23 protein-coding genes and 1 pseudogene are annotated in these 23,717 nt (G+C 69.7%); 14 read left to right on the forward strand and 10 right to left on the reverse strand.

Annotated elements, in window-relative coordinates; all coding sequences use genetic code 11:
- Positions 1-13: 13 nt before the first annotated feature.
- The 3 genes from KI385_RS40670 to KI385_RS40680 form a co-directional block, all read right to left on the reverse strand.
- Entirely contained in the window at positions 14-709 is a 696-nt protein-coding gene (locus KI385_RS40670) for an alpha/beta fold hydrolase (RefSeq protein ID WP_238577015.1), read from the reverse strand.
- Positions 710-869: 160 nt separating this feature from the next.
- Complete coding sequence (locus tag KI385_RS40675; RefSeq protein ID WP_238577016.1) at positions 870-1,274, reverse strand: M20/M25/M40 family metallo-hydrolase; 405 nt, start codon at positions 1,272-1,274, stop codon at positions 870-872.
- 374 nt (positions 1,275-1,648) lie between these two features.
- Positions 1,649-2,461: a uracil-DNA glycosylase family protein gene (locus KI385_RS40680; protein WP_238577017.1), complete on the reverse strand. Its 813-nt coding sequence runs from the start codon at positions 2,459-2,461 to the stop codon at positions 1,649-1,651.
- Between the two features lie 135 nt (positions 2,462-2,596).
- Between KI385_RS40680 and KI385_RS40685 the strand changes: the two genes are divergently transcribed.
- The 7 genes from KI385_RS40685 to KI385_RS40715 all read left to right on the forward strand — a co-directional run bounded on the left by KI385_RS40685 (position 2,597) and on the right by KI385_RS40715 (position 11,479).
- Positions 2,597-4,327, forward strand: a complete 1,731-nt coding sequence (locus KI385_RS40685; protein ID WP_238577018.1) for an amidohydrolase family protein — start codon at positions 2,597-2,599, stop codon at positions 4,325-4,327.
- 190 nt (positions 4,328-4,517) lie between these two features.
- On the forward strand, positions 4,518-5,399 hold the full coding sequence (locus KI385_RS40690) for a hypothetical protein (RefSeq protein ID WP_238577019.1): 882 nt from the start codon (positions 4,518-4,520) through the stop codon (positions 5,397-5,399).
- Positions 5,400-5,437: 38 nt separating this feature from the next.
- On the forward strand, positions 5,438-5,761 hold the full coding sequence (locus KI385_RS40695) for a hypothetical protein (protein WP_238577020.1): 324 nt from the start codon (positions 5,438-5,440) through the stop codon (positions 5,759-5,761).
- 282 nt (positions 5,762-6,043) lie between these two features.
- Positions 6,044-9,013 (forward strand): hypothetical protein, encoded by a 2,970-nt coding sequence (locus KI385_RS40700; RefSeq protein ID WP_238577021.1) that lies wholly within the window; start codon positions 6,044-6,046, stop codon positions 9,011-9,013.
- A 45-nt stretch (positions 9,014-9,058) separates the two neighbouring features.
- Entirely contained in the window at positions 9,059-9,499 is a 441-nt protein-coding gene (locus tag KI385_RS40705; protein ID WP_238577022.1) for a GNAT family N-acetyltransferase, read from the forward strand.
- A 91-nt stretch (positions 9,500-9,590) separates the two neighbouring features.
- A complete protein-coding gene (locus KI385_RS40710) occupies positions 9,591-10,433 on the forward strand; it encodes a COG4705 family protein (protein WP_238577023.1) in 843 nt (280 codons plus the stop codon).
- A 221-nt stretch (positions 10,434-10,654) separates the two neighbouring features.
- Positions 10,655-11,479 (forward strand): COG4705 family protein, encoded by an 825-nt coding sequence (locus tag KI385_RS40715; protein WP_238577024.1) that lies wholly within the window; start codon positions 10,655-10,657, stop codon positions 11,477-11,479.
- Positions 11,480-11,555: 76 nt separating this feature from the next.
- Here KI385_RS40715 and KI385_RS40720 read toward each other — a convergent pair whose 3' ends face one another.
- From KI385_RS40720 to KI385_RS40730, 3 genes are all read right to left on the reverse strand, one after another.
- Entirely contained in the window at positions 11,556-12,947 is a 1,392-nt protein-coding gene (locus KI385_RS40720; RefSeq protein WP_238577025.1) for a sensor histidine kinase, read from the reverse strand.
- Entirely contained in the window at positions 12,944-13,606 is a 663-nt protein-coding gene (locus tag KI385_RS40725; protein WP_238577026.1) for a response regulator transcription factor, read from the reverse strand. The genes KI385_RS40720 and KI385_RS40725 overlap by 4 nt, the downstream gene beginning before the upstream one ends.
- A 257-nt stretch (positions 13,607-13,863) precedes the next feature.
- On the reverse strand, positions 13,864-14,541 hold the full coding sequence (locus KI385_RS40730) for a type III effector protein (protein WP_238577027.1): 678 nt from the start codon (positions 14,539-14,541) through the stop codon (positions 13,864-13,866).
- A gap of 130 nt (positions 14,542-14,671) precedes the next feature.
- Between KI385_RS40730 and KI385_RS40735 the strand changes: the two genes are divergently transcribed.
- From KI385_RS40735 to KI385_RS40750, 5 genes are all read left to right on the forward strand, one after another.
- On the forward strand, positions 14,672-15,106 hold the full coding sequence (locus KI385_RS40735) for an Hsp20/alpha crystallin family protein (protein WP_238577028.1): 435 nt from the start codon (positions 14,672-14,674) through the stop codon (positions 15,104-15,106).
- A 93-nt stretch (positions 15,107-15,199) separates the two neighbouring features.
- On the forward strand, positions 15,200-15,595 hold the full coding sequence (locus KI385_RS40740) for a DUF2267 domain-containing protein (protein ID WP_238577029.1): 396 nt from the start codon (positions 15,200-15,202) through the stop codon (positions 15,593-15,595).
- An 864-nt stretch (positions 15,596-16,459) separates the two neighbouring features.
- The gene (locus KI385_RS44080; RefSeq protein WP_281066957.1) at positions 16,460-16,594 is read left to right on the forward strand and encodes a hypothetical protein; all 135 of its coding nucleotides are present in this window, start codon (positions 16,460-16,462) and stop codon (positions 16,592-16,594) included.
- 359 nt (positions 16,595-16,953) lie between these two features.
- On the forward strand, positions 16,954-17,700 hold the full coding sequence (locus KI385_RS40745) for an IPT/TIG domain-containing protein (protein ID WP_238577030.1): 747 nt from the start codon (positions 16,954-16,956) through the stop codon (positions 17,698-17,700).
- 156 nt (positions 17,701-17,856) lie between these two features.
- Entirely contained in the window at positions 17,857-19,449 is a 1,593-nt protein-coding gene (locus KI385_RS40750; RefSeq protein WP_238577031.1) for an IPT/TIG domain-containing protein, read from the forward strand.
- A 14-nt stretch (positions 19,450-19,463) separates the two neighbouring features.
- Here KI385_RS40750 and KI385_RS40755 read toward each other — a convergent pair whose 3' ends face one another.
- Positions 19,464-19,766, reverse strand: coding sequence for a hypothetical protein (locus tag KI385_RS40755; protein ID WP_238577032.1), 303 nt, complete (start codon positions 19,764-19,766; stop codon positions 19,464-19,466).
- Between the two features lie 165 nt (positions 19,767-19,931).
- On the opposite strand from KI385_RS40755, the gene KI385_RS40760 reads away from it, so the two are divergent.
- Positions 19,932-20,504 (forward strand): EF-Tu/IF-2/RF-3 family GTPase, encoded by a 573-nt coding sequence (locus tag KI385_RS40760; protein ID WP_238577033.1) that lies wholly within the window; start codon positions 19,932-19,934, stop codon positions 20,502-20,504.
- A gap of 16 nt (positions 20,505-20,520) precedes the next feature.
- Here KI385_RS40760 and KI385_RS40765 read toward each other — a convergent pair.
- The 3 genes and pseudogenes from KI385_RS40765 to KI385_RS40775 form a co-directional block, all read right to left on the reverse strand.
- Positions 20,521-20,744: pseudogene (locus KI385_RS40765) on the reverse strand (IS5/IS1182 family transposase); the annotation flags it as partial.
- 504 nt (positions 20,745-21,248) lie between these two features.
- Positions 21,249-22,391: a DUF3995 domain-containing protein gene (locus tag KI385_RS40770; protein ID WP_238577034.1), complete on the reverse strand. Its 1,143-nt coding sequence runs from the start codon at positions 22,389-22,391 to the stop codon at positions 21,249-21,251.
- A 367-nt stretch (positions 22,392-22,758) separates the two neighbouring features.
- Positions 22,759-23,337: a hypothetical protein gene (locus KI385_RS40775; protein WP_238577035.1), complete on the reverse strand. Its 579-nt coding sequence runs from the start codon at positions 23,335-23,337 to the stop codon at positions 22,759-22,761.
- 155 nt (positions 23,338-23,492) lie between these two features.
- On the opposite strand from KI385_RS40775, the gene KI385_RS40780 reads away from it, so the two are divergent.
- Positions 23,493-23,696 (forward strand): hypothetical protein, encoded by a 204-nt coding sequence (locus KI385_RS40780; protein WP_238577036.1) that lies wholly within the window; start codon positions 23,493-23,495, stop codon positions 23,694-23,696.
- Positions 23,697-23,717: the final 21 nt, after the last annotated feature.

Raw genomic sequence — 23,717 nt, forward strand, 5'->3', positions numbered from 1 at the left:
AGCCGGACGTCCGCTACCCGGCCGCGTCCAGGAGGATCCGTGCCAGCTCCCGTGGCTGGGAGAACATGGGCCAGTGGCCGGTGTCCATCGTGACCAGCCGCCAGTGCTCGCCGGTCAGCAGTGCGGCCACGTCGTCGCTCGGCTCGGCGCCGTCGAGCAGGCATTTGATGTATGTCGCCGGAAGCTCGCCGAGCGGGCGGGCCAGCACGGCCGGCTCGGTCAGCGTGGCCCCCGGGTGCGGCGTGGAGCCGCCCACGATCCGTGCGATCTGCTCGCCGGTCAGGCCCTGGCCGTCGAAGTCGGCCGCGGTCAGCGGTGCCCAGAAGCCCCCGTTCTCGGCTATCGATGCCTCCACCATGGCCCGGCCGTCGGGCCATCCGGACACGAACGACTCGCCGTCGGCCGGAACGTTGGAGTCGACGAAGACCACGCGGGCCAGCCGGTCGCCGATCCGCTCGGCGGCCTGACCGGCCGGGATGCCCGAGTAGCTGTGCCCGACCAGGACGACATCGCGCAGATCGTGGCCCACGACCTCGTCGACGATGTCCTGGACGTGGGTCTGCTGACCGGCCGGCACGCCCTGCCTGTCGGCGAGTCCGGACAGCGTCAAGGGATGGGTGCCGTGGCCGGCCGCACGCAGCTCCGGCACCACCTCGTCCCACGCCCACGAACCGAGCCACGCGCCTGCAACCAGTACGAATTCCGTCATGGGGACAACGTAGCCGAGGGGTCTGACAGTCCGGCGTCGCACCGTCCGAGCCCGCGCCGGTGCGGTCGGGGAGGGGCGGTGAACTCGCCCTGCGCGGTGCGGATTTCGCTCCGCCCCCGGGGCCTGTGGCGCGGGTCGGACAGCGCCCCCGGCCGCAACGTCACCCGGTGAGTTCACCGGCGGCGAGGCTGCGCACGACCTCCGCCTCCGTCAGCAAGGCCACGCCGGCGAACATGCCCTGGTCCGCGGTGTACTCGAACTCGTTGTGCGAGGCCCCTTCCGAGGACGGCACGAAGAGCATCACCGTCGGCACACGATCCTTCATATTGATGGAGTCATGCCCGGCGACCGTCATGATGTCGGTGTGCGAGAGCCCCAGCCGCTTCGCACAGCGGCGGGCCAGCTCGACGCCGTCCGGCTGGTAGGGGTGCGCGACGCGGCCCTGGCCCTCGGCTTTCGCACCAGGAACCGCTCTCTGTGCGCGGTCGCCGCGCCACAGCACGAGCCGGGGCTGCGCAAGGCCGCCGCCGCGCTCCGTACGAGAGGAGCCCCCGTCCAGCTGCAAACGGTCGCCTCGGACGTCGTCCTGAGCGTACAACTGGACCTGCACACCACCCTGGAGACGGTGCTGGCCTCGCCGCGGCCGGGCTGGCCACGGTGCCGCGCGCGGTGGTGCTGGCGACGGCCACCGCCCGGGTGCTGCCGGCGGACGCCACCGAGCCACGACGGCTGGAGGACAGCTGGCTGGACGTCCTGGTGCACCGCGCCGGGCCGCTTCGCCCAGCTCACCGGCCGCGATGTGCGCCGCCCCGAGGCCGCCGCACTGGTAGCGCCGGCCCTACGGCGCGCAGTCAGCAGGAGCGGGCCGGGACGTGACGACGCTCCTGTGGTGGACGGGCGGGCGAGGCGGATCCCCTTTTACTTGCCCTCTCCCGGATCTCAGAACGTCCTTGCACCCTCGGGGACTTGAACGGTGATGGTGGCCCTCTTGTCCGCCGGCGTGCTGCCCTGACGGGAGGCCCAGGGCTCATCGGAGCGCATCCAGGCGGGCAGGCCCGGCGGCAGGTCGGCCTCGGGGACGGTGCCGAGGTCGTCGGGGGTGAGGGTCGTGCCGTAGGGGACGAGGGGGCGCGGCGTCTCGGGGGTGATGGTCGGGTGCAGGGCTTGGAGTGCGGTGTTCCAGTTGGTCAGCAGCTTGGCCAGCGCCTTGGCGGGGTCGGTGCCCGAGGACGCGGCGCTGTCGGGGTAGGTGGGGTGCAGGATGTGCTGGTAGGCGCCGGTGTAGGCGGCGCCGGTCGGGGTCGCCCGCCAGGTGTGGAAGGCGGTGTCGGCCAGGCTGCCCAGTGCGATGACGGCCTCGATGGGGTTGTCGGCCATGAGGGCGTCGAGCCAGTCATGGCGGTAGGCGGCGATGTCGGGGTCGGTGGCGTGGGCGTTGCCGGCATGTTGGCCGTAGACGCTGTACAGATACGTGTTGATCATGACATAGCTGGTGTCGATACCGAGCTTGCCGAGGAAGCCCTGGAAGCGGCGGCCGGCGGTGCCGACCAGGATGCGGCGGGTGATCGCTTCGTGGGCGGCCGGGTCCTGGCCGATGACGAGGACCCGGGCGGTTCCGTCGAGACGGCCGCGGTGGAAGATCGGACCCCATTCGACGCGGAAGTGCTCGGGCGGATAGGTCTCCGGGCCGGGGTGGTCGCGTACGAGGCCGGCGTACGGATCATTGCCGTATCCGGGGTCAAAGGTGTGCACGTCCAGGTCTCCTACTCCATACGGGCGGACCGGCGATCACCATCAGTGATGCCTAAGTGACAATACGTTATTTCATTTGTTGACTGGGGTGTGCGCTCAATGCGCTCCTCGGGGGATAGGCGAAGGGATGCCTGCATGCCCCCTCCAGCAGATGACTCGACCTCCCGGTTCGCGCTGCGGGGCCGGCTGGTCACACTCGATCCGGACGACACCGTCATCGAGGACGGCATCCTCTACGGCAGCGGGCGGCTGATCGAGGCGCTGCGCCCGGCCGCAGCGGAGGCCCCGCCCGGCTTCGAGCAGATCGTCCCGGTCGAGACCGGCGGCACCGTCTATCCCGGCCTGATCGAGCTGCACAACCATCTGCCGTACGGCGTACTGCCGTTGTGGCAGGTGCCGAAGAAATACGGCAACCGCTCACAGTGGGGCGGCAGCCGCAATCCCGCCTACCACGGCCTCGTGACCGGACCGATGACCGTCCTGGGGCAGGATCCGCAGCTGATGCCCGCGGTGGTGCGGTACGTCGAGGCCAAGGCGCTGGTCAACGGGACGACGACAAGTCAGGGCATCGCGCTGTTCAGCAACACCGGGGCCCGCCGGATGTACCGCGGCGTCATCCGCAACATCGAGCAGACCGATGACGCGGATCTGCCCGAGGCGTCGTCACGGATCGCCGATGTCGAAGCGACCGATGCCGAGCAGTTCGTCGGCCGGCTCAACAAGTCCCGCCGACTGCTGCTGCACCTCGCCGAGGGCACCGACGACGACGCCCGGGCGCACTTCCAGGCCCTGGAGTTCCAGCCGGGCAAGTGGGCCATCACCGAGAACCTGGTGGGCATCCACTGCACCGCACTGACCGCTTCCGACTTCGAGATCCTCGCCCGGCACGGCGGATCGATGGTGTGGTCCCCGCTGTCGAACCTGCTGCTCTACGGCAGGACCGCCGATATCGCCGCCGCCAAGAAGGCCCACGTACTGATGGGGCTGGGCTCGGACTGGTCGGTGTCCGGAAGCAAGGGGCTGCTCGGGGAGCTCAAGGCGGCCCGTCTGGCTTCCGCTGCCGCCGGCGATGTCTTCACCGACCAGGAGCTGGTGGCCATGGCCACCCGGGACGCGGCCCGGATCCTGCGCTGGGACCAAGCCCTGGGCTCACTGCGGCCCGGCCTGCGCGCCGACGTCCTCGTCGTCGACGGCATCGTCGGCGATCCGTATACGACGCTGATCGACACCCGCGACACCGGCGTCCAACTGGTCATGATCGACGGCGTTGCCCGCTACGGCACCCGGAAGCTGCTCCAGCTGCTGGCCCCGGGAGCCCCGCTCGAAGAGCCGGTGTCCGGCGCGCCGGCCGACCGGGCGCTCAACCTGCGAGACCCCTCCGCGGACCCGGTCGTGGCCGGGCTGACGCTGGCCGAAGCCACCCGCCGGCTCTCCACCGCCCTGGCCGACCTGCCGCTTCTGGCCTCCCGCGCCGACCGGGCGCCGCTCGCGGAGGCACCGCTCATGGAGGCACCGCTCATGGAGGTCCCGGACACAGAGGTCCCGGACACAGAGGTCCCGGGCGCAGAGGTCCCGGGCGCAGAGGCCCCGGACACAGAAGTGCGCTGGCAGCTGGCGCTCGACGAGGTCTTGCCCACCGGCGCGGAACTGCGCCCGCGCCTGCCCTTGTTGACCGCCGCCGGGACCCCGCAGCCGACCGGACCGGACATCGGCCCCGCGCCGACACCGCTGGCCGAGGCCGTCCAGGCACCCGTAACGCTCGACGGCCTGACGGCCTCGGCCGATATCGCGTTCCTGACGGCCTTGGCCCATGAGGCCAACCTGCCCGCGGACTACGGCGCCGAGCTCTCACGGCTGCTGAGTTGACCCGACCGACCCGACCGACCCGACCGACCCGACCGACCTGATCGACCTGATCGACCCGACCGACCTGATCGACCCGACCGACCCGACCGGCTCCACGGGCCTGACCGACCCGCACCGACCGTTCCTCCGCCCGCCTCGACAGAACCGCCTGTCCGCCCGTCCGCCCGCCTCGACAGAACCGGAGCCCGGCATGCTCGTCACCCAGCTCGCCCTCGTGTCCGAAACCGCCGAGATCACCGCGTCTCAGCTCAACCGCGTCGCTGCCGCCCTGCAGAAACAGGCCACCCGAGACTTCGCCCCGCTGTGGCAGGTCCCCGCCACCGTGGACGCCTTCGACAGGCTCAAGGACGTACCGGTCGGCTACTGGCCGATGATCGTCCGGGACGACATCGGCCAGCCCGGCGCGGCCGGCGTCCACCTGGACAAGAACGGCCAGCCGTTCTCCTTGATCCAGTACAGCGCAAGCTGGTCGCTGACCGCGAGCCACGAAATGCTGGAGATGCTCGCCGACCCCTGGGGAAACCGCCTGATCGCCGGACAGTCGCCGAAACCGGACCAGGGCGTGGTCGAGTTCCTGGTCGAGGTCTCCGACCCGTCGGAATCCCCGGAGAACGGCTACACCATCAACGGACTGCTGGTCTCGGACTTCTTCACCCCGCGCTTCTACGACCCGGTCGCCGCACCCGGCGTGCGCTACAGCTTCACCGGCAAGCTGACCGCCCCCCGCAAGATCCTGCCCGGTGGCTACATCAGCTGGCGCAACCCGGTCACCGATCACTGGTGGCAGCAGATCTGGTTCGGCACCAAGGAGGCCCAGTTCCGCAACCTCGGCAAGCTGACCGAACGCACCGGCAGCCTCCGCTCGGCCATCGACGCGCGCACCAAGACCGCCGAACGCATCGCCGCCAGCGGCCCGCAGTCCGACCGTTTCGCCGAGGCACGGACCCTGACCGCGGCGGTCAAGGAGTCCACCGCCTCCCGCGCCGACGTATGGAGCAGCCAGATCGAGGAGCTGCGGTCAGGATCGGCCACCGAGGGCACCTGGGAGGGCGGTGAGCAGGACAATGAGTAAGAGCGATGGTCTCGGCCGCCCGGCAAGGAGGGTTCGCCATGGCGGAGAAGAAGGATGACGACAGCAACGCGCGTGCCGAACGGCTGCATGAGCTGATCGACCAGCTGACCGCTGATCGCACGGCCGGGGAGAAGCCCGGCACCGCGCCGGCCGCGCCCGGTGGCACGAGCTTGCGGGACGCCGTCCACCGCCGGATGCGCGAGCTGGATGAATCGGCCTCCGGGCGCGGTGAGTCGGTGTCGGAACGGGATGAATCCGCGGGCGAACGGGACGAGTCGGCGGCCGAACGGGACGAGTCGGCGGCCGGACGGGACGCATCGGTGGCCGAACGGGACGAGCCCGCATCCGATCACGATGCGTGAGAATCCCGGTGCCCCGAAGTGCGAGGCACCGGGAGGGCGATCGACCACGATGATCTTCAGAGGTGGCGCATGCCGCAATCCGGTCCCGCTCCCGGCCCCGGCCCCGATTCTGCCTCCGGCCCCGGGCCCGATTCCGCTTCCGGGCGTGGTCCTGATTCCGCTTCCGGTTCCACAGCGGATTCCGCTCCCCGCGCTCCCGCAGGTGCCCGCGGGCTCCCCGCCTGGCAGGGGTTTCTCCTGGCGCTGGGAACCCTGGTCCCGGTCGCCCTTGGCCTGTGGGCGGTGTGCGTCGCGCCGCACGTCAACCACGTCGGCTTACAGTTCGCGGGCTCCGCGGCAGCGGCCGACAAGGTGATCGACGACCACACCTCCGCCTTTCGTAGGGCGCTGAACGCGGACTACGCGTTCATCGCCGGTTACACGGCGACCCTGCTTCTCGTGTTCCGGCTCGGTCGCCACGTTTTCGCCGGCCGGCGAGGCCGTCGGGCCGCCCGGTGGGCAATGATCGCCACCGTGCTCGCTGCCGGGTGCGATGTGGCGGAGAACGTGCTGCTCACCTACGGTCTGCACGGCGGAGCCGACGGCAGTGACGGGCCCTTCGCGCTGGCGACCGGATGCGCGACCGTCAAGTGGCTGCTGCTCGCGGTCATCGCGGTCGTCGCCCTGATCGTATGGGGCACCACTACGGCCCGAGCCGCCCGAGCCATCCTGCGGAAACTGTGCCACAAACTGTGGCACACAGTGTCGCCACATGTGATGCCCCTGCAACGGCTGATCACCCGACTCACACCCGCCGCCAACAAGCCCGCTCCGCCCTGCCCGCGCCATCCGGATGCGCCGGGTGTCGTCCCGCCGTGGCCGGTGGCGCACCCCGATGGCACACGCTGGCCGGCCGCCGCCCCGCAGCGCGCCCGGCAACCGGCGGACCCGCCCGGAGACGGAACAACGGACGGACCGCAGGATGAGCCGGGAACCAGGCCGGGAGGTGAGCCGGGCAAGAGACCGGCGGACGGACCGGCACCCGGTACGACCGCCCCTCCCGCCCACTGGCGCTACGAAGCCGAGCCGGCCCCCGGCCGGACGAACGCCCCGCTCGGCTTCTGTGTCTCCGGCGGCGGCATCCGGTCGGCCTGCGTGACCCTGGGCGCCCTGCAAGCCCTGCGCAGTTCGCTGCTCAAGGCCCGCTACCTGGTCGCGGTGTCCGGCGGTGGCTACACCGTAGGCGCGATGCAACTCGCCCTGGTCGGCCCGGACAATACGCCGGCCCCCATCTCGTCGGCCGATGCCTTCGTCCCCGGCTCGCCGGAGGAAGACCACCTACGGCGGCACTCCAAGTACGTCGCCGACGGCGCCGGCCAGTGGCTGATCGCGCTCGGGGTGCTGCTGCGCGGCCTGCTCGCCTCGCTGTTTCTGCTCACCGCCACCACGGTCACCCTCGGGCTGGCCCTGAGCTGGGCCTACCACCTTGTGCCGGTGACCGAGCTGGCCTACCTCGCCGAGCCCGGCACCCGACTCTGCGTCAAGTGCGCCCCACCGGACGCGCCGGCCTTTAGAGGAGCGTCGATCCGGGCCGTCCTGATCGTGCTCGGTACGTCCATGGCCGTCTGGCTCCTGTGGCTGTTGGCCTACGCCTGGTGCCGCTTCGATGCCGTGGTCCAGGGGCTGACCAGAGCGTTCCAAGCCCTGGTACTGCTGACCGTCGCCCTGGCCGCCGGCGTGCTGGTGCTGCCCGTCCTGGCATGGGGAGCGGTCTTTCTGCAGACCCAGCTCGACGTCAGCCGCCCGGACGCCACCGCCGCGGCCGGCATCACCGTACTGCTCACCTATATCGCCGCACTGGTCAGCACACTGTGGCGGCGGCGCCAGACCATCCGGCGGGGCCTGGGCAAGGTCTTCGACCTGGTCAGAGGAAGACCCGGGCTCAGCCGGGCGGTCCCCAACGGACTCACCCAGTACATCGTGGTCTGGGCCGTACTCCTGCTGCTGGGAGCCGCGTTCCTGTTCCTCCTGGGCTGGGCCACAGCCACCGGTTGGTCCTGGCCGGCCTGGGCGCAAATCGGCATCCCCGCCATGCTGCTCTTCGTCGGTGTCAGCCTCGACCAGACCTGGATGAGCCTGCACCCCTTCTACCGCCGCCGGCTCGCCTCCGCCTTCGCCGTCCGCCGTGTCATCGACAACGGCGCCGGCCACGCCGAGATGGCCGTGCCGTACGACTTCAGCACGGAGACCACCACCCTCAGTACCTACGGCGACCGCAAGCCGGACTTTCCGCAGGTCATCTTCGCCGCCGCGGCGAACCTCTCCGGCAGCGAACGCACGCCCCCCGGCCGCCGCGCGGTCTCCTTCACGCTCTCCCACGACTACGTGGGCGGCCCCGACGTCGGGTACGCCTGCACCGCCTGCCTGGAACAGCGCACCAAGCGGCACATCGTCCACGACCTCACCGTCCAATCGGCCGTCGCCATCTCCGGCGCCGCCTTCTCCTCCGCGATGGGCGCCCAAGCCCGCGCCTTCCAGACCCTGTTCGCGCTGTCCAACGCCCGGCTCGGCACATGGCTGCCGAACCCCGGCGCGATGGCCGAACTCTGGAAGAACCACGAGGTCTGGGAGCTGCCCCCGCCACCGGCCATCCGCCGGCTGCCGTACCTGCTCCGTGAGGTCTTCGGCCGCTTCCCCATGGACGACAGGCTGCTGCTCGTCACCGACGGCGGCCACTACGAAAACCTCGGCCTGGTCGAACTCCTCCGTCAGGGCGTCCACACCGCGGTCTGCATCGACGCCAGCGGAGACAGCCCGCCCTTCGCCACCACCCTGGCCCAAGCCATCGCCCTGGCGCACGAAGAGCTCGGCATCACCATCGAACTGCACCGGCCCACAACCCTCGCCCCGGGCAGCGGCAAACCGCTCCAACCCGCAAGCACCCTGTCCGCGCTCAACAGCCGGCTGTCCCAAACGGCGGTCATCACCGGGGACATCATCTACCCCGAAAACCTGACCATCCCAGGCCGCCCGCCCAGCGCCCGGGGCACGCTGATCGTCGCCCGCGCCACCCTCACCGACGACCTGCCCTACCAACTGCTCTCCTACGCCTCGGCCCACCCGGACTTCCCCCACGACAGCACCAGCGACCAGTGGTTCGACCACCAGCAATTCGACGCCTACCAAACCCTCGGCCATGCCCTCGGCACGCACGTCCAGGCCCTCCTCACCCCCACCAAGCCAAAGAACAAGCCCGGGCACGAGCGAAGTTGAGCACTTGCAGTTGACGCACCACGATGCGCGCGGTTTCCTGCTGCGATGAACGATCTTCGTATCGAACCAGTGGACGGCGAAGCCATGGTCAAGGACTGGCAGTACGTCCATAACGCGATCATCCCCACCGACCTCTTGTCGCTCGACGACGTGCGTGAGCGTGTCCAGCGCAACCATTTGGAGGTCGCGTATCTCGGCGAGGTTCTGGTGGGCTGTTCGACGGTGCGTCCGCCCACGAGCGATGCGCCGGTGGCCACAGTGATCGCCCGGGTGCTCCCCGCCCACCGGCGGCAAGGGTTTGGTGGGGAGATCTATGCGCGAGGGCTGGCACGGGCGCGAGAGCTGGGTGCCGGCGTGATCGAGACGGTGGTGCTGGAATCCAACCCGGACGGGCTTCGGTTCGCGCAACGGCACGGATTTGTGGAAATCGAGAGGTACTTGCTGCCGGGTGACAGCGTGCCCTTCATCGATTTGAGGCTTGTCTGAGCCGGGCTTTCACCAGTCTGGGTGTGCTGGGGAGCGCGACGGAACGCGTGCTCAGGATGCGTTCAGGTTGCGGGTGACACGGTCGGGCACCATGACAACCGATATCCCTGGGGCCATTGAGGCCCATGAGCCGTACAGCCCCGCCGCTGCTCCCACCGGCCATCGCCTCCGCTGGAACAAGGTCCCCGAAGTCACCATGTACTTCTGGGTGATCAAAGTCCTGTGCACCACGGTCGGCGAGACCGCGGCCGACCTGCTGAACGAGAAGCTGGGCCTGGGCCTGACCGGCGTGTCGCTGCTGATGAGCCTGCTGCTCGTCGCGGTGCTCGTGGCACAGTTCCGTACCGCCGCCTACCGCCCCGGCATCTACTGGCTCGCCGTGGCGCTGATCAGCATCGTGGGCACGCTGATCAGCGACAACCTCACCGACAACCTGGGCGTGCCGCTGGAAACGAGCACCGCCGTCTTCGCGGTCGCCCTCGTGGTCGTGTTCGTCGCGTGGTACCGCAGAGAGCGGACACTGTCCATCCACCACGTCGACACGATGCGCCGCGAGTCCTTCTACTGGCTCGCCGTCCTGTTCACCTTCGCCCTGGGCACCGCCGCCGGTGACCTGGTCGCCGAGCGCATGGACCTCGGGTACTGGATCTCCGCCGGCCTGTTCGCCCTGGCGATCGCCGCCGTCGCGGTGGCGCACTTCGCCCTCGGTCTGAACGCGGTGTGGAGCTTCTGGATCGCCTACATCCTGACCAGGCCGCTGGGCGCGTCGATCGGCGACTACCTGTCCCAGCCGACCGCCGACGGCGGGATCGGCCTGGGCACCGTGATCACCAGCGTGCTCTTCCTGGCGGTCATTCTCGGCCTGGTGGTGTTCCTGGCGGTGACCCGGCGGGATGTCGCCGAGCGGGAACGGCTCACCCCACAGGCGGGCTGACCACGTACGTCGCCCCGAGCCGGTGCCGTTTCCGGCGTACGGGCGGCTTCGTGGGCGCGTCCGGGCAGCCTCATGGGCGCGTCCGGGCCCATTCCCCCGATGTCGCTCATTCCAGGGGTGAAGCGACGTCACTTGGCAACCAGGAGGCAGAGAAATTGGAAAAGTCGGAAGTCCTGACGGAGTTGGATGTCGCCGACACCGGCAGGACCGACAGATCTGTCATGAAGAAACTGCCGGAGGTCACCCTGGCCTTCTGGATCATGAAGATCGCCGCGACGACCCTGGGCGAGACGGCCGGTGACCTCTTCGCCCAGACCCTCAAGCTCGGCTACTTCCTCACCACGATCGCGCTGTTCCTGATCTTTGTCGTCACGCTGGTCGTACAGCTCAGGTCCCCGCGCTACAACCCGTTCTTCTACTGGACCGTCATCCTGTCGACCAGCATGGCCGGCACCACGATGTCCGACTTCATGAACCGTGATGCCAGCGCCAAGTTCCTCTCCGACGGGGCGACGTCGCTGGGCCGGGGGCCGCAAGGACTGGGACTGGGGTACCCCACCGGTGCCGCGATCCTGATCTCGCTGCTGATCGTCATCTTCATCGTCTGGAAGTACACCGGGCTCACGTTCGCCATCCGCGACATCGTCACCTTCCGCGGCGAGGCCCTCTTCTGGTCGGCGATCCTGGTGTCGAACACCCTCGGCACGTCCATGGGTGACTTCCTGTCCGACAGCTCCGGACTCGGCTACGCGGGCGGCGCGCTTCTCGTCACAGGGGTGCTCGCCGTCCTCGTCGCCCTCATGCGGGTGCCGGTCGTGCCGAACGTTCTGCTGTTCTGGATCGCCTTCGTACTCACCCGCCCCCTCGGGGCCACCGCCGGCGACTTCCTCACCAAGCCCCTCGCCAAGGGCGGCCTCGACCTTGGTACGACGGGCTCGTCGGCCGTGCTCCTCGCGCTCCTCATCGGCCTCATGGGCTACGCCCACGTACAGGAGCGAAGGAACACCGCCGTACCGCGGGACGAGGCCCTGACCCGGAACTCCTGACCTGGAACTCCTGGACGCCATCGGTGACGCCGGCGGGCTGACGCTCCGTCCGCCGGTGTCACCGAGCGGGGCCGGGTCACCCGGCAGGCAGGCTGACCACGAACCCCGCCCCGGGGGCGTACTCGGCGCTGTAGGCCACCTCACCGCCGGCGGAGCGGGCCAGGCGTCGCGCGAGCGGCAGCCCGAGGCCCGCTCCGCCGTGTCCGTCCGCCGGGTCGGCGCGCCTGCCCGGCTGGAACAGATGCGTGGTGAAGGAGGGCGGAACGCCAGGGCCGTCGTCGACGACCTCCACACGTATCCAGCCGAGCTCCTGGGAGGCCCGGATGCCGACACATGTGCGTGCGTAGCGCAGCGCGTTGTCCGTGAGGGGACCGACGATGCGTTCCAGTAGCGCGGCGGGCACTCCGGCCGCCAGTGTGTCCGGGCCGGTGACCGTGAGGGAGACCGTCCCCGGAATGCCGGGCCGGTCCGCGAGCCGTCGCAGCACGGACATGACGTCCGTTGTGCCGGGCGCGGTGTGCCCGGTGGCGCGTGCGTCGTCGAGGAGGGTGTCGCAGATGGTTCGCATGGAGTCGGCGGCGTCGGCGATGACCGAGTGCGTCGCGCGGGTGTCGGCGGTGGAGCGGGGACGCGCCTGCCACCAGTCGAGTTCGGCGGTGATCCGCGCCAGGGGAGTGCGCAGCTCGTGGGACAGCTCTCCGGTGAGCTGCTGCTCGTGGCGCAGCACGGCACGGATACGGTCCAGGAGCTCGTCCAGCGAGGTGCCCAGCCGCGCGAGTTCGGTGGGGCGGTCCGCGCCGCCGAAGCGCTGTTCGGAGGTGACCGCGCTCCACTGGGTGGCCTGGTCGGTCATCGCCGTCACGGGGCGCAGGGCGCGCCCCACCGCCAGCCGGGTCAGGACGTAGGTGCAGACCAGGACGGTGCCGTCCAGGGCGAGGGAGGCGATCAGCAGGGTGTCGGCCGAGGCGCGATAGGGGCCGAGGTCCATGGCGGTGACGACGACGGCGGCAGGCGGGGCGCCCGGCCGGATGGCACCCACGGGCTCGGCACACAGACGTATGGGGGTGTCGGCTTCGAGGGCGGCGCACTGCTTGCCACCGTGTGCGGCGAGGCGTGCGGCGGTGCGGGTGACCGCCCCGCCGGAGGGCGCGGAAGCCGGGTGTTCGAGCAGTCGTGCGCCCGCGTAGATCCATACGTTCGTGTCGAGAAGCGCGTCGTCCGGTGTCTCCAGGACACGTACCGGATCATGGCGGGTGTCGACGGTCGCGGCGACAGCGGCGGCCCGGGTGCGCAGCTCGTCGTCCGCCTGCTGCTGAAGGTGCCGGCGGACGATCGCGTTGAACACGACGGTGAGGATCACCATGACGAGCGCGGCGGTGGTGAGCGCCACCAGGGACAGCCGTCCCCGCAGGGTGCGGGGCCAGCAGCGGGAGATCATCGTGGTGCGAGGGGACCGGCCACGGTTCATGACAGTCGGTGTCCGATCCCGCGGGTGGTGCTGATCGTCAGGCCGCTGCCCGCGTCACGGAGCTTGCGCCGCAGACGGCTCAGATACTGGTCCAGCGTGTTGTCACTGACCTGTGCACCTTCCGGCCAGCCGGCCCTGACCAGATTCCGCCTGCGCACGACCGCGCCCGGGTCGGCCATCAGCGCGGCCAGCAGACGGAACTCGGTGGGCGTCAGAGCCACCTCGACGCCCCGCACCGTGAGGCTGTGCCGGACCGGGTCCAGGACCAGATCCCCGGTGGCGGTGGGTGTCGCGGGCCCGGAACGCTTGAGCACGGCGCGCAAGCGGGCGGTGAGCTCGGCCAGATGGAACGGCTTGGGGACGTAGTCGTCGCCTCCGGCGGAGAACCCGCTGAGGCGGTCACCGAGCCGGTGGTGTGCGGTCAGGAAGACAACCGGGCGGAGAAACCCGTTCGCCCGCATGACCTGACACACGTCCCGCCCGTCCGCGTCGGGCAGTCCGACGTCCAGCACCACCGCGTCGACGGCGTCGCCGACGAGACGCAGGGCGGTGGCGCCGTCCCGGGCCGTCACCGTCTCGAAGCCCTCGTCCCGCAGACCGCGCCGCAGTACGTCCCGTAGGGCGTGGTCGTCCTCGACGACCAGGATGGTGGGACTCAAGGAGGTCACCTCGCAGGCTCTGGAACGCGCCCCCCGAGCGACTACAAGCGCGTAGACGGTCTACGGCACTGTAGACGATGAAGGGGAAGGGAGCGTTTCCTGGCCTGGGGGCGGGCACGCGTCAGGCCCGGGGCGGGTGCGGGCACGCGCCATCGAGCCTCATCGCCGGCCGGACGCCGTATGGGGTCGCAATCGGCGTGACCGCATACACCCTGGTTGTGCGGCATGCCTTCGACGGGCCCTCGCGTCAGCGGGGGTCAGGCATCGCGGCGCTGGTCGTTGCTGTCCCGGCGGAGCTGGTCGGTCTGGCGGGTGAGGGTTTCGATGCGGGCGGCGAGGTCGGGGTGGGTGTGTTGCAGGTGTGGGTGGGCGGCGGCGAGGGGGTCGATGAGGTGGGCCGCGTCGTTGTCGGCGAGGGCCTGGTTGAGGTCGCGGACCGGGGTGCCGGCTGTGGTGGGGAGGTCGGTGAGGGCGGTGATCTGGCCGGCGAGGCGGCGCAGGTCGGCGGCGTGGTGACGGGCCCAGGCGGTGACGGAGCGGTCGGCGGCGCGGCGATCGCGGGTGGCTTTGATGCGCTGTTCGCCGGTGGTGTTTGCGGCGCCGGGGCGCAGGCGCAGGTAGCGGCGTTCGGCGGCCTGGCGGCTGGCGACGCCGAGCGGATGCGCGAGCTCGGCCCAGCTGGCGCCCGCGTTCCGAGCCTCTTCGATCAGGCTGGTCTCCCATCCGGCGAGCTGCTCACGCACTTCGCGCAGGAGCAGGAGTGAGGCCAGGGCCTGCTCGGGCCCCGCGGCGGGCACGGCCGGATCGGCTGCCTCTGCGGTGTGGGCGGTGCGTACGGCCTCGTCTATCGCGGCAAGTGCGGAGGCGGCCGCAAGAAAAGAGGCCGGGCTGGGGTGCGGGCTGCGGGGTGAAGTGGACTGGTCGGGTGTGGGCACCGCGGTCTCCTCTCGTCTCGTCACCCTGAGGACGACGCTCTGATTGTCATCGATTGGATGACATGCTACAACGGGAGAGAGGTGAAGCGCATTGGCAGGCACTGCCTGAACCAAGTGGAGGTGTTTCGCGATGTTGATGCGCACCGACCCGTTCCGCGAGCTCGACCGGCTCACCCAGCAGCTCCTGGGCACATCTGGCACGTGGTCAAGGCCGTCGCCGATGCCGATGGACGCCTACCGCGAGGGCGACGAATATGTGATCGCGCTCGATCTGCCCGGGGTCTCCCCGGACACGATCGACATCGACGTCGAGCGGAACATGCTGACCGTAAAGGCCGAGCGCCGGCCGGTCGCGAAGGCGGACGATGTGCAGATGGAGCTCTCCGAGCGCCCGTTGGGCGTCTTCTCCCGCCAGGTCGTGCTCGCTGACACCCTCGACACGGACAACATCAAGGCCGACTACGACGCCGGTGTCCTCACCCTGCGCGTCCCGATCAGCGAGCGCGCCAAGCCCCGCAAGATAGCCATCGGCGGGGGCGCGGCGCACAAGCAGATCAGCGGCTGAACAAGACCTCGCCCGCAGCAACGGCGGAGGACGGGGCGGATCTTGCCTCCCTCCTGATCCCGTCCTCCGCCTCATTCGAAGGAGGCAGCCACGGTGACTCTGCGATGGGAGGCGTTCCTGGCCCGCGTCCAGGAACGCGGCGAGTACGAAACGCGACAGGAAGCAGAACGGGCGGCCCGCGTCGTCCTCGCGCTGCTGGGTGCCCACCTGGTGGGCGAGGAGCGGGCGGAACTGGCCGCCCGGCTGCCGGAAACCTTTGCCCTGATCCTGCTCAACCCCCTGCAGGCCGCTGAACCGCTCACCCCCGAGCGGTTCGTCAAGGCGACCGCGGCATGGATCGAGGGAGCCAACGAGGAGACCGCCAAGTGGGACGTCGGGGCCGTGCTCAGCGTGGCCGAGGACGCCGCAGGCGAGGGGCTCATGCAACGCATCCTGCTCCAGCTCCCCCCGGGCTACGACCTCCTCTTCGGCCATCCGCCGCCGACGTAACCCCCAGGAGGCGGCAAGCCCAACCCAATTACCCATCCCAAGATCAACAGTGGCGAGCCTTCGCGCCCGGCCATGTCACCGACCGCACCGCACCGCAGCCCTGCACAGCGCACCGTTCCACGGACGTGGCACTGTTCAACGGACGTGGCACTGTTCCACGGACGTGCTGGATCGAGGCCGCCCCTTCAGCCACGTGCCCGTTTCCGCGACTGCTCCGGACCCAGCATCCCGCTGCGGGCACGCAGAAAAGTCCGGAGCACGCCGATTTCCGGCCACCGGTGACGGCATCTGTGTGGCGCGATGTATGCGCGCCCCCACCGAATCCACCCCCTGCGGCTTCACTCGTACACACGGTGCGACGGCGCTTCTTCGGGATGATGTCGCAGGGACGACAGCACGTCGGAGCCTTCGCCCCGGAGTGCCGCTGGCTGGAACGGCAGTGCGTGCGGTGGTACTTGATGCGCCTGGGACGCCCCATGCTGCGCCATTTGGGTGACGTAGCGTCAAGGTTATTGCTGTCGTGGTCACACCGATGGATTACTGCTCATGTCCAATCCGGTGGGCCGCCCATCCTCTCCGGGGGAGTGGCAGCCGGCCTACCCGATCACCAGCCCGAGTGCCTGGGCGGCCGTGTCGCCGCGGTGCCGCATGGGCTCCCTCGGTAGAGGACGTGGATCGACCAGCCGGTGCTGTTCGTTGGCGCCGGCTGATGTGGTGGCTCGCGACCTCAGTTGGGGGCGTCATGTCGACTGCTGTCCGCGTCTTCGGTCCGTGCTCGTCGTCTGTGCCATGGCCATGGGACTGGCCGCTGTCCCAGTCACTGCGCATGCCCAGAACTCCGTTTGGCGCGGGGAGAGTTCTCTGGTGTCCGCGTCCACCACCACGAACGCGCACGGTGGCGACGGCATCCTGACCAGCGATCCGTCCACCCCGACTGTCCGGATTCTTGAAATCGATGGATACGTCAATGTGCCGGGCGCCCTTGGCCGCTCAACCTGAACGGCATCACCATCCGTAGCGGCAGCGCCGTCGCTCCTTACCCGGACGACGGCAACTACGAGAACTCCGGCACGGTCAACCTGCCGGCCGGCAATGTCAGCGGCAACACCCCGAACAGCACCGCCCCACCCCGCAGCGTGCCCGGCTGCACCGGCGACACCGGCTGACCGCTCCGACCGACGCGCAGAACCGGCGTCGGCCCGGACAACAAGCCTTCCCGCACCGACGGCGAACAGCGCACTCGCCCGGTACCGCCTCGCCGTTCCCCCCCCGCACTCGCCCGGTACCGCCTCGCCGTTCCCCCGCACCGCCTCAACGCAGTCGTTCGGCCCTCACCCGCCTCAATGAAGGAGACAGCCATGCCCATTTCCCCCAACCAGGGCTCCACCGGCGGCGGCACCTCGGTCGTCATCACCGGTATCGGCCTCGCCGGCACCTCCGCCGTTCACTTCGGCACCAAGCCGGCCACCATCGTCGGCACCCCGACCCCCACCCAAGTCAACGTCGTCTCCCCGTCCGGCACCGGCATGGTCGACGTGACCGTGACCACCCCCGGCGGCACCAGCAACCCGCTTTCGTTCTTCTACGTCGGCGCGCCGTTCGCGTCCAGCCTGAGCCCCGACTCCGGCGGCACCGGGGGCGGCAACACCGTCACCATCAACGGCACCGGCCTGGCCACCGCCACCGCCGTGCAATTCGGCACCAGCTCCGCGACACCGACCGTGGTCAACGACGGTCAGCTGACCGTCGTCGTACCGACGGGCGTGGCGGCCGGATCGGTGGGCGTCACCGTCACCACCGCGGGCGGCACCGCCGACGACCTGTCCTACACCTACGTCGACCAGCCCACCATCCTCACCCTGAGCCCCCTCTCCGGCCCGACCTCCGGCGGCACCGAGGTGACCATCACCGGCACCAACTTCGCCACCGCCCAGTCGGTCACCTTCGGTGGCACGCCGGCGCCGTTCGTCGTCATCTCCGACACCAGCATCTCCGTGGTCACCCCGGCGGGAGCCGACGGCGCCGTGGACGTCACCGTCACCACCACCGGCGGCAGCGCCACCAGCACCGGCGCCTTCACCTACACCACCGGACCCAGCATCTGACCCGCCGTCCGGGCCGCTGACGGCCCGGGTCCTGTCACCGGGCACGCGGACCGCCTGCCCGGGCAGGCCCTACCGCACCCGTTTTGACGAGCCCCCGCCCGGCTCTGCTCCCCTTCCGGCCGGCCGGGGGCTCACCCTCCTCGAAGGAAGATGAGCGTGGATCGCTTCGCAAACCCGCCGACCGCAAACCCGCCGACCGCTCCCACCACACGGACGCTGACCCTGGCCGCGCCCACGGTCGGTTCCGTCTCCCCAGCTTCGGGTCCCGCCGCGGGTGGCACCCCTGTCGCGGTGACCGGCACCGGCTTCACCGGCGCCACCGCGGTGCGCTTCGGCACCACCGCGTCGACCTCGTTCACCCTCGACTCCGACACGCACATCACGACCACCGCACCAGCCGGAACGGGTACCGTCCAAGTCACCGTCACCACACCTCGTGGCACCAGCGCCGAGCTCGTCACCTATACCTACGGCACCGTCACGACGCCCACCCTGACCTCCGTCAGCCCCGTGTCCGGACCGGTCACCGGCGGTACCACGGTCACGCTTAGGGGTACGGGCCTGTCGGGCGCGACAGCCGTGCGCTTCGGCGCAACAGCGGCGACCTCGTTCACGGTGGTCTCCGATACGGAGGTCACCGCGGTGGCTCCCGCCGGATCGGGGACGGTCCAGGTCACGGTGGTCACGCCCGGCGGCACGAGCAACGCGGTCGCCTACACCTACAGCGTCACGCCCGCACCGACGCTCAGCGCCGTCAACCCCGTATCGGGGCCGACCACCGGCGGTACCACCGTCACCCTCACCGGCTCGGGCCTGACCACGGCCACCGCGGTGCGGTTCGGTACCACGGCGGCGACCTCCTTCACGGTCCTCTCCGACACCCATATCTCGGCCGTCGCACCCGCCGGCACGGGAACGGTCCAGGTCACCGTCACCACGCGCGGCGGCACCACCAACGGGATCCCGTTCAGCTACGCCACGACCCCGGTCGTGAGCGGCGTGAGCCCGAGCCAGGGGCCGCGATCCGGCGGAAACACCGTCACCCTGACCGGCACCGGCCTCGCCGGAGCCACCGCGGTCACCTTCGGCGCCACCCCGGCGACCTCCTTCACCGTCGTCTCCCCGACCCAACTCACCGCTGTCGCACCACCGGGGGCCGCCGGCCTGGTCGACGTCACCGTCACCACCCCCGGCGGCACCAGCGCCCACGGGACCGGGACCGCCTACTTCTACGTCGATACGCCGGTCCTCACCAGTGCCGAACCGAGCTCGGGCCCCGTCGCGGGCGGCACCGCCGTCACCCTGACCGGAGCCCACCTCATCGAGGCCACCGCGGTGCACTTCGGGAACACGGCCGCCAGTTCCTTCACCTCCGTCTCGGATGCCCAGCTCACCGCGGTGGCGCCACCCGGAAACGCCGGAAGCGTCCAGGTCACCGTCACCACCGCGGGCGGGACGAGCAACGGGGTCTCCTACACCTATAGCGCGGCACCCGTTCTCACTGCCCTCAGCCCCGCCCAGGGACCGCTGTCCGGCGGGAACACCGTCACCCTGACCGGCACCGGCCTCGCCAGAACGACCGCGGTGATGTTCGGCACGGTGCCCGCCGCGTTCACCGTCATCTCCGACAGCCACCTCACCGCCACACCCCCACCCGGACCCGCCGGGCCGGTCGATGTCACCGTCACCACCCCCGGCGGCACCAGCCCGGCCGTGACCTACACCCGAACCCCGCCGCCCACCATCTGACCCCAAGGGATACGTCATGCCCTCCCCTCGACGCCGGTATCGCACCGGTCGGAGTGACGGTCACCCCGGACGGCACCCGCGCCTCCGTGGCCGGCCGTCGGTGACGGCACGGTCAGCGTGACCGCCACCGTCGGCAACGCCGTCGCCGCCAGCACCCTCGTCGGGGCCGGCCCGACCGGCGTCGCCGTTTCCCCGGACGCCACCTTCTTGTACGTGACGAACACCGCCGCCGCCGGCACCGTCAGTCGGAGCAGTCGGAGCAGTCGGAGCAGTCGGAGCAACCGGAGCAACCGGAGCAACCGGAGCAACCGGAGCAACCGGAGCGAGCTGACGCCTGGGGAGAGCCGGCCCGGCGACGCGGACCAGGACCTGTCAGAGAGGTCGTGGCAGGGATAGCTACCCAGCGTCGGCAGGGACGGACCGTGATCGTTGCTAGCCTCGGCCCCTGCGCACGGCGGATGTGCTGGGTGGTGGGGGGCGCGATGGATGCCGCGGAGGAGCCGTTCCTGATGGTTGTCGAGGATGTCTTCTGCCTGAACCAGGGCAGGGTGGTCCGGGCAACCGGCCGGATCGAGCGCGGGCGGGTACGCACGGCCGACGAGGTGGAGATCGTCGGTTCCGGCGGGGGCCCGATCACCCGCGTCACCGGTATCGACGCGTGCCAACTACGCCTCGAGGAGGCGAATGCGGGCATGAACGTGGGACTGCTGCTGCCGGGTGCAGCGACGGGAGCGGTTGAGCGGGGGCAGGTGCTCGCAGCGCCGGGCTCGATCGGCGCACGCGTCGCCTTCGTAGGGGACATCGCACTGCTGCCGGAGGATCAGGGCGGTGCGGAGGTGCTCACCGGTGAGGACCTTGACTTCTACATACACGCTGGAGCCGTGAGGGGCGTCGTGACCCTGCCTCATGGAATGGACGCGCTGCAGCCGCTTCACATGGCCGCAGTGACGGTCACGCTCGAACGACCCGTCGCTCTTGAGGTCGGCCAGTCTTTCGCCTTCCGTCACCACGGTCGCGCCGCTGGCTCGGGGACCGTGACCCGGCTCCTGCCCTGAGTCTCATGAGCGGAGCTCACAGCCGTGTCGCTGCGACAGTGACCGTGCCGTGGAAGACGTACACGCGCTTGTCGAAGAGGGTGGCTACGGCGCGCGATGCCTGGAGGCGTTGATCGTTCGCTCGACTTCATTCCTGAGGGCATATCGGACCCCATCGAAGCCTGCGGGCCTCCCGCCCTTGCTGTCGCGGCTCTGACGGTGGGCTCGCTGGTCGCGACGCTCAGGAATCGTGTGTCGGATCCGATCTGCTGCCCGATGCGAACCGCTGGCATGCCCTGTTCCAGGAGGTGTACGAGCTGTACGAGCGCGAGGGCGCCGACCCCGCGTTGCGGAAGTTCAGCGACGCGATCGGCGTGGACGGGCCGCCGCAACCGGCCCAGAGCCTGCCTGTGCCGGTGCGGGAGGTTGGCACGCATCCGCGCCAACATGGATATGTGCCTGGCGTACGAGCTGCGCACGTTCGTCCGCTTCAGGCCGGACGTCGACGCGCTGCGCGTTTCACTCCGGTGATCGGCGGTGAGGGGCCGAAGACGCTCCTGCACCGTACGACGGAAGCCTGGCGGAGTGTGTCGACACCGAGATCGTCGAGTTCCCCGGCGGACAGGTGGGTTTCCTCTCGCACGCGGCGGGCTTCGCCGTAGCGCTGCGCGGGACGCAGACGCATCTCAGTCACACGACCCCTCGGACACGCCTCAGGGCATGTCTTATGGGTCTTATGGCTTGTCTGATGGCTTGTCTTATGGATCAGCCGGGCCCGGGTTGATCCATAAGACGCGCTCCGGCCGACTGGGACCTGTTGGGCCTGTTGGGCCTGTTGGACCTGTGGGGCCTATGGAAGCTATCGGTATGTCCCTGGCGCCGGTAGTGCCAGGCCGCCACACCCCAGCACACACCGAAGAGCAGCCAGTACGGCGACCACAGCAGGAGGTCCCAACGGGCGTGGAAACGCGCGAGGTCCATGGAAGCGGGAGGGACGGAAACGAGACCGGTCAACAGCCGCACATCGTTGACGAACCCGTAGCCGAGGACCCCGACCGCGCGCGCCACCATGAACGCGCACCCCGCCCAGGAGCCGACGAGCAGCACCCAGCGGCGGACCTTCGTATGCGGCCGGAAGCGTCCGGACAGATGGATCGCGGCCGCCATGCCCACCAGAGCCAGTGCCGCGGACACCCAGTGCTGCATGACCGCGCCCGTGGTGCGGTCCAGCAAGTCGTCCCCAGCGGCGCGGGGGAGTGGAGTCTGCCTGATCAGGAATTCGCCGCCCAAGGCCCAGTCGACCTTCATCGCACCGTAGGCGAGTGCGCAGACGAAGGCCACGTAGGCTGCTACGGCCTGAACGCGACGGGTGGGCACCAATCCGCTCGGGTCTGTGAACTGCACGCGAGGCCTGCGCGTGCGCACGTAGTAGGACACCGCCACCACGAGCCACGCCGCGATCTGGACGCCTCCCGACAGAGTCTCGAACACGACGCTCCCTCCAAGGTGCGCCAGGTCGAAGTCCGTACGTCGGAAGGTGATCGCCGCCCCCAGCGACTGCATCACCAGGGTGAGCGTCAGGGCACAGAGCACCGTCCATCGCGGGATTCGGGATCCCCGGCGCGTGACGGTCGCCAACGCCACCAACGCCGCGATCACACCGAGCGAAGCATTGGCCGCCTGGGCGAACGCGGCGTGCTCGAACTGTGCTTGCACGGAGTCGGGAGCGGGGTGCCCTGGCATCCCGACCTCACCTCGCGCCGCCATGTACACCTTCTGCACCGCGTACACCAGCATCTCGGCGATCGCCAGGCCCACAGCCAGCCGGACGAAGAGGCCCGCGGGTTCCGGCCGGGCGGGTCTGAGCAGTTGGCGGCGGATCCGTGCGACGTACACATCAACGGTCATGGATTCCATGCTGTCCAGCACCGATGCGACCCGCTTCCCGCCGGAGAACCATCGCACTCCGCCGAGCGGACGAGGAACGACTACGCCTGGAGGCCGACGGGCGCCTCACCTCACCGTCTCGTCGTCGCACGCACCACCACCCACCGGCACATGGCCCCTTATGGTCGCAACTCACCCCGGGGCGCCGCCAGGTCGGCCTGCTGCGGGGCTGAGAAATACCTGACCTTGCGGCGTCCGAGGTCGAGTCGACCCGTGCGTGTCGTTGACTGCACCCACCCTCGAGAACCCTGCGCCGCATTCCTAACTGACCGTAGGCGCGGCGGAGCCTCACCGCAGTTCCCTCGCGGTGAGGCTCGACTACTGGAGGTCAGTAGTTGCCGTTGGAGAGGATCTCTCCCCCCTCGTCGTATACGGTGACCAGCCCATTCTTCGAGTGCTGCCATTCGGCGAAGACGCTGGCGAGCAACTTGCCATTGCCCCCGTTGGGGCCGAGGAGTCCGCCGGTGTAATCGGTGTGGATCTCCGCAGAATCCAAGATCCCGTTCTTCTCGTCGGCTCCTTGCACGGAGGTGATGTGCTTGGCGGCGGCCTTCTGCTTGCTGGTGCCGGACGCGTTGATGAAGTCCTTGAACCGCTGGGCCTGCGACTTGGGCGCCGCCTTGGACTCCGTCTTCGGCTTCTCCTGCGCCGGCTTGGCGTCGTCCTTCGCCTGGTCCTGCTTGGGGGCCGAGGCGACCTTGTCGGGCTTGGCGGCCTTGGGTTTGGCGTGGTTTCCGCCAACTACCGCGCCTATGATGACGAGGACGATGATCGCGCCGAATGCGGAGCCGCATCCGATGCCTACCTTTGCGCCGGCGCTCATCTTCTTCGGCGGTGGCGGCGGATACATACCTTGCGGCGATGGCGGCTGTTGTCCAGGCTGGGTTGGATATTGCTGATAGGTCATGATCCCCCCAAGGTTGCGTGGAAGTCGGATACTATCCACTGGTTGAACGTTGGATGAGCGCTTTCCGGAATCTCGTGGCGCAGCCCTTAGGTCTTTCTCGTAACTCGTGGTCGCATGCCGGGCTCAGCTGACGGAGGGGGTACCCGCTCAGCGTCATGAACCTGTCGAGGCGTTCGACGGCCTACGCCTACGCCTACGCCTACGCCGTCGCCGGATTCAGCGTCTCGTACGGCCTGCTGCCCGCCACGAGGGCGGCCGCGGTCCTGGATCGGGACCTGCCCGAGCCGCCCGTGGGCGCTGACTCCGGAAGACCGGTCCCGGCTCTCTCCGCCCCTCTCCCGGAAACCCGCTTGGTGTAGGCGCAAGGCGCATGTAGCGTG

Origin of the sequence: Streptomyces inhibens (assembly GCF_022221585.1) — a bacterium.
In the GTDB taxonomy this organism is placed as follows: domain Bacteria; phylum Actinomycetota; class Actinomycetes; order Streptomycetales; family Streptomycetaceae; genus Streptomyces; species Streptomyces inhibens.

What these genes read in the sequence shown, in the direction of transcription:
- KI385_RS40695 (WP_238577020.1), top strand. Translation starts at nt 5,438, where the DNA reads ATGGCGGAGAAGAAGGATGACGACAGCAACGCGCGTGCCGAACGGCTG.
- KI385_RS40690 (WP_238577019.1), top strand. Translation starts at nt 4,518, where the DNA reads ATGCTCGTCACCCAGCTCGCCCTCGTGTCCGAAACCGCCGAGATCACC.
- KI385_RS40745 (WP_238577030.1), top strand. Translation starts at nt 16,954, where the DNA reads ATGCCCATTTCCCCCAACCAGGGCTCCACCGGCGGCGGCACCTCGGTC.
- KI385_RS40775 (WP_238577035.1), bottom strand. Translation starts at nt 23,337, where the DNA reads ATGACCTATCAGCAATATCCAACCCAGCCTGGACAACAGCCGCCATCG.
- KI385_RS40715 (WP_238577024.1), top strand. Translation starts at nt 10,655, where the DNA reads ATGAAGAAACTGCCGGAGGTCACCCTGGCCTTCTGGATCATGAAGATC.
- KI385_RS40710 (WP_238577023.1), top strand. Translation starts at nt 9,591, where the DNA reads ATGACAACCGATATCCCTGGGGCCATTGAGGCCCATGAGCCGTACAGC.
- KI385_RS40735 (WP_238577028.1), top strand. Translation starts at nt 14,672, where the DNA reads ATGTTGATGCGCACCGACCCGTTCCGCGAGCTCGACCGGCTCACCCAG.
- KI385_RS40780 (WP_238577036.1), top strand. Translation starts at nt 23,493, where the DNA reads ATGAACCTGTCGAGGCGTTCGACGGCCTACGCCTACGCCTACGCCTAC.
- KI385_RS40770 (WP_238577034.1), bottom strand. Translation starts at nt 22,391, where the DNA reads ATGACCGTTGATGTGTACGTCGCACGGATCCGCCGCCAACTGCTCAGA.
- KI385_RS40685 (WP_238577018.1), top strand. Translation starts at nt 2,597, where the DNA reads ATGCCCCCTCCAGCAGATGACTCGACCTCCCGGTTCGCGCTGCGGGGC.
- KI385_RS40705 (WP_238577022.1), top strand. Translation starts at nt 9,059, where the DNA reads ATGAACGATCTTCGTATCGAACCAGTGGACGGCGAAGCCATGGTCAAG.
- KI385_RS40670 (WP_238577015.1), bottom strand. Translation starts at nt 709, where the DNA reads ATGACGGAATTCGTACTGGTTGCAGGCGCGTGGCTCGGTTCGTGGGCG.
- KI385_RS40720 (WP_238577025.1), bottom strand. Translation starts at nt 12,947, where the DNA reads ATGAACCGTGGCCGGTCCCCTCGCACCACGATGATCTCCCGCTGCTGG.
- KI385_RS40760 (WP_238577033.1), top strand. Translation starts at nt 19,932, where the DNA reads ATGGATGCCGCGGAGGAGCCGTTCCTGATGGTTGTCGAGGATGTCTTC.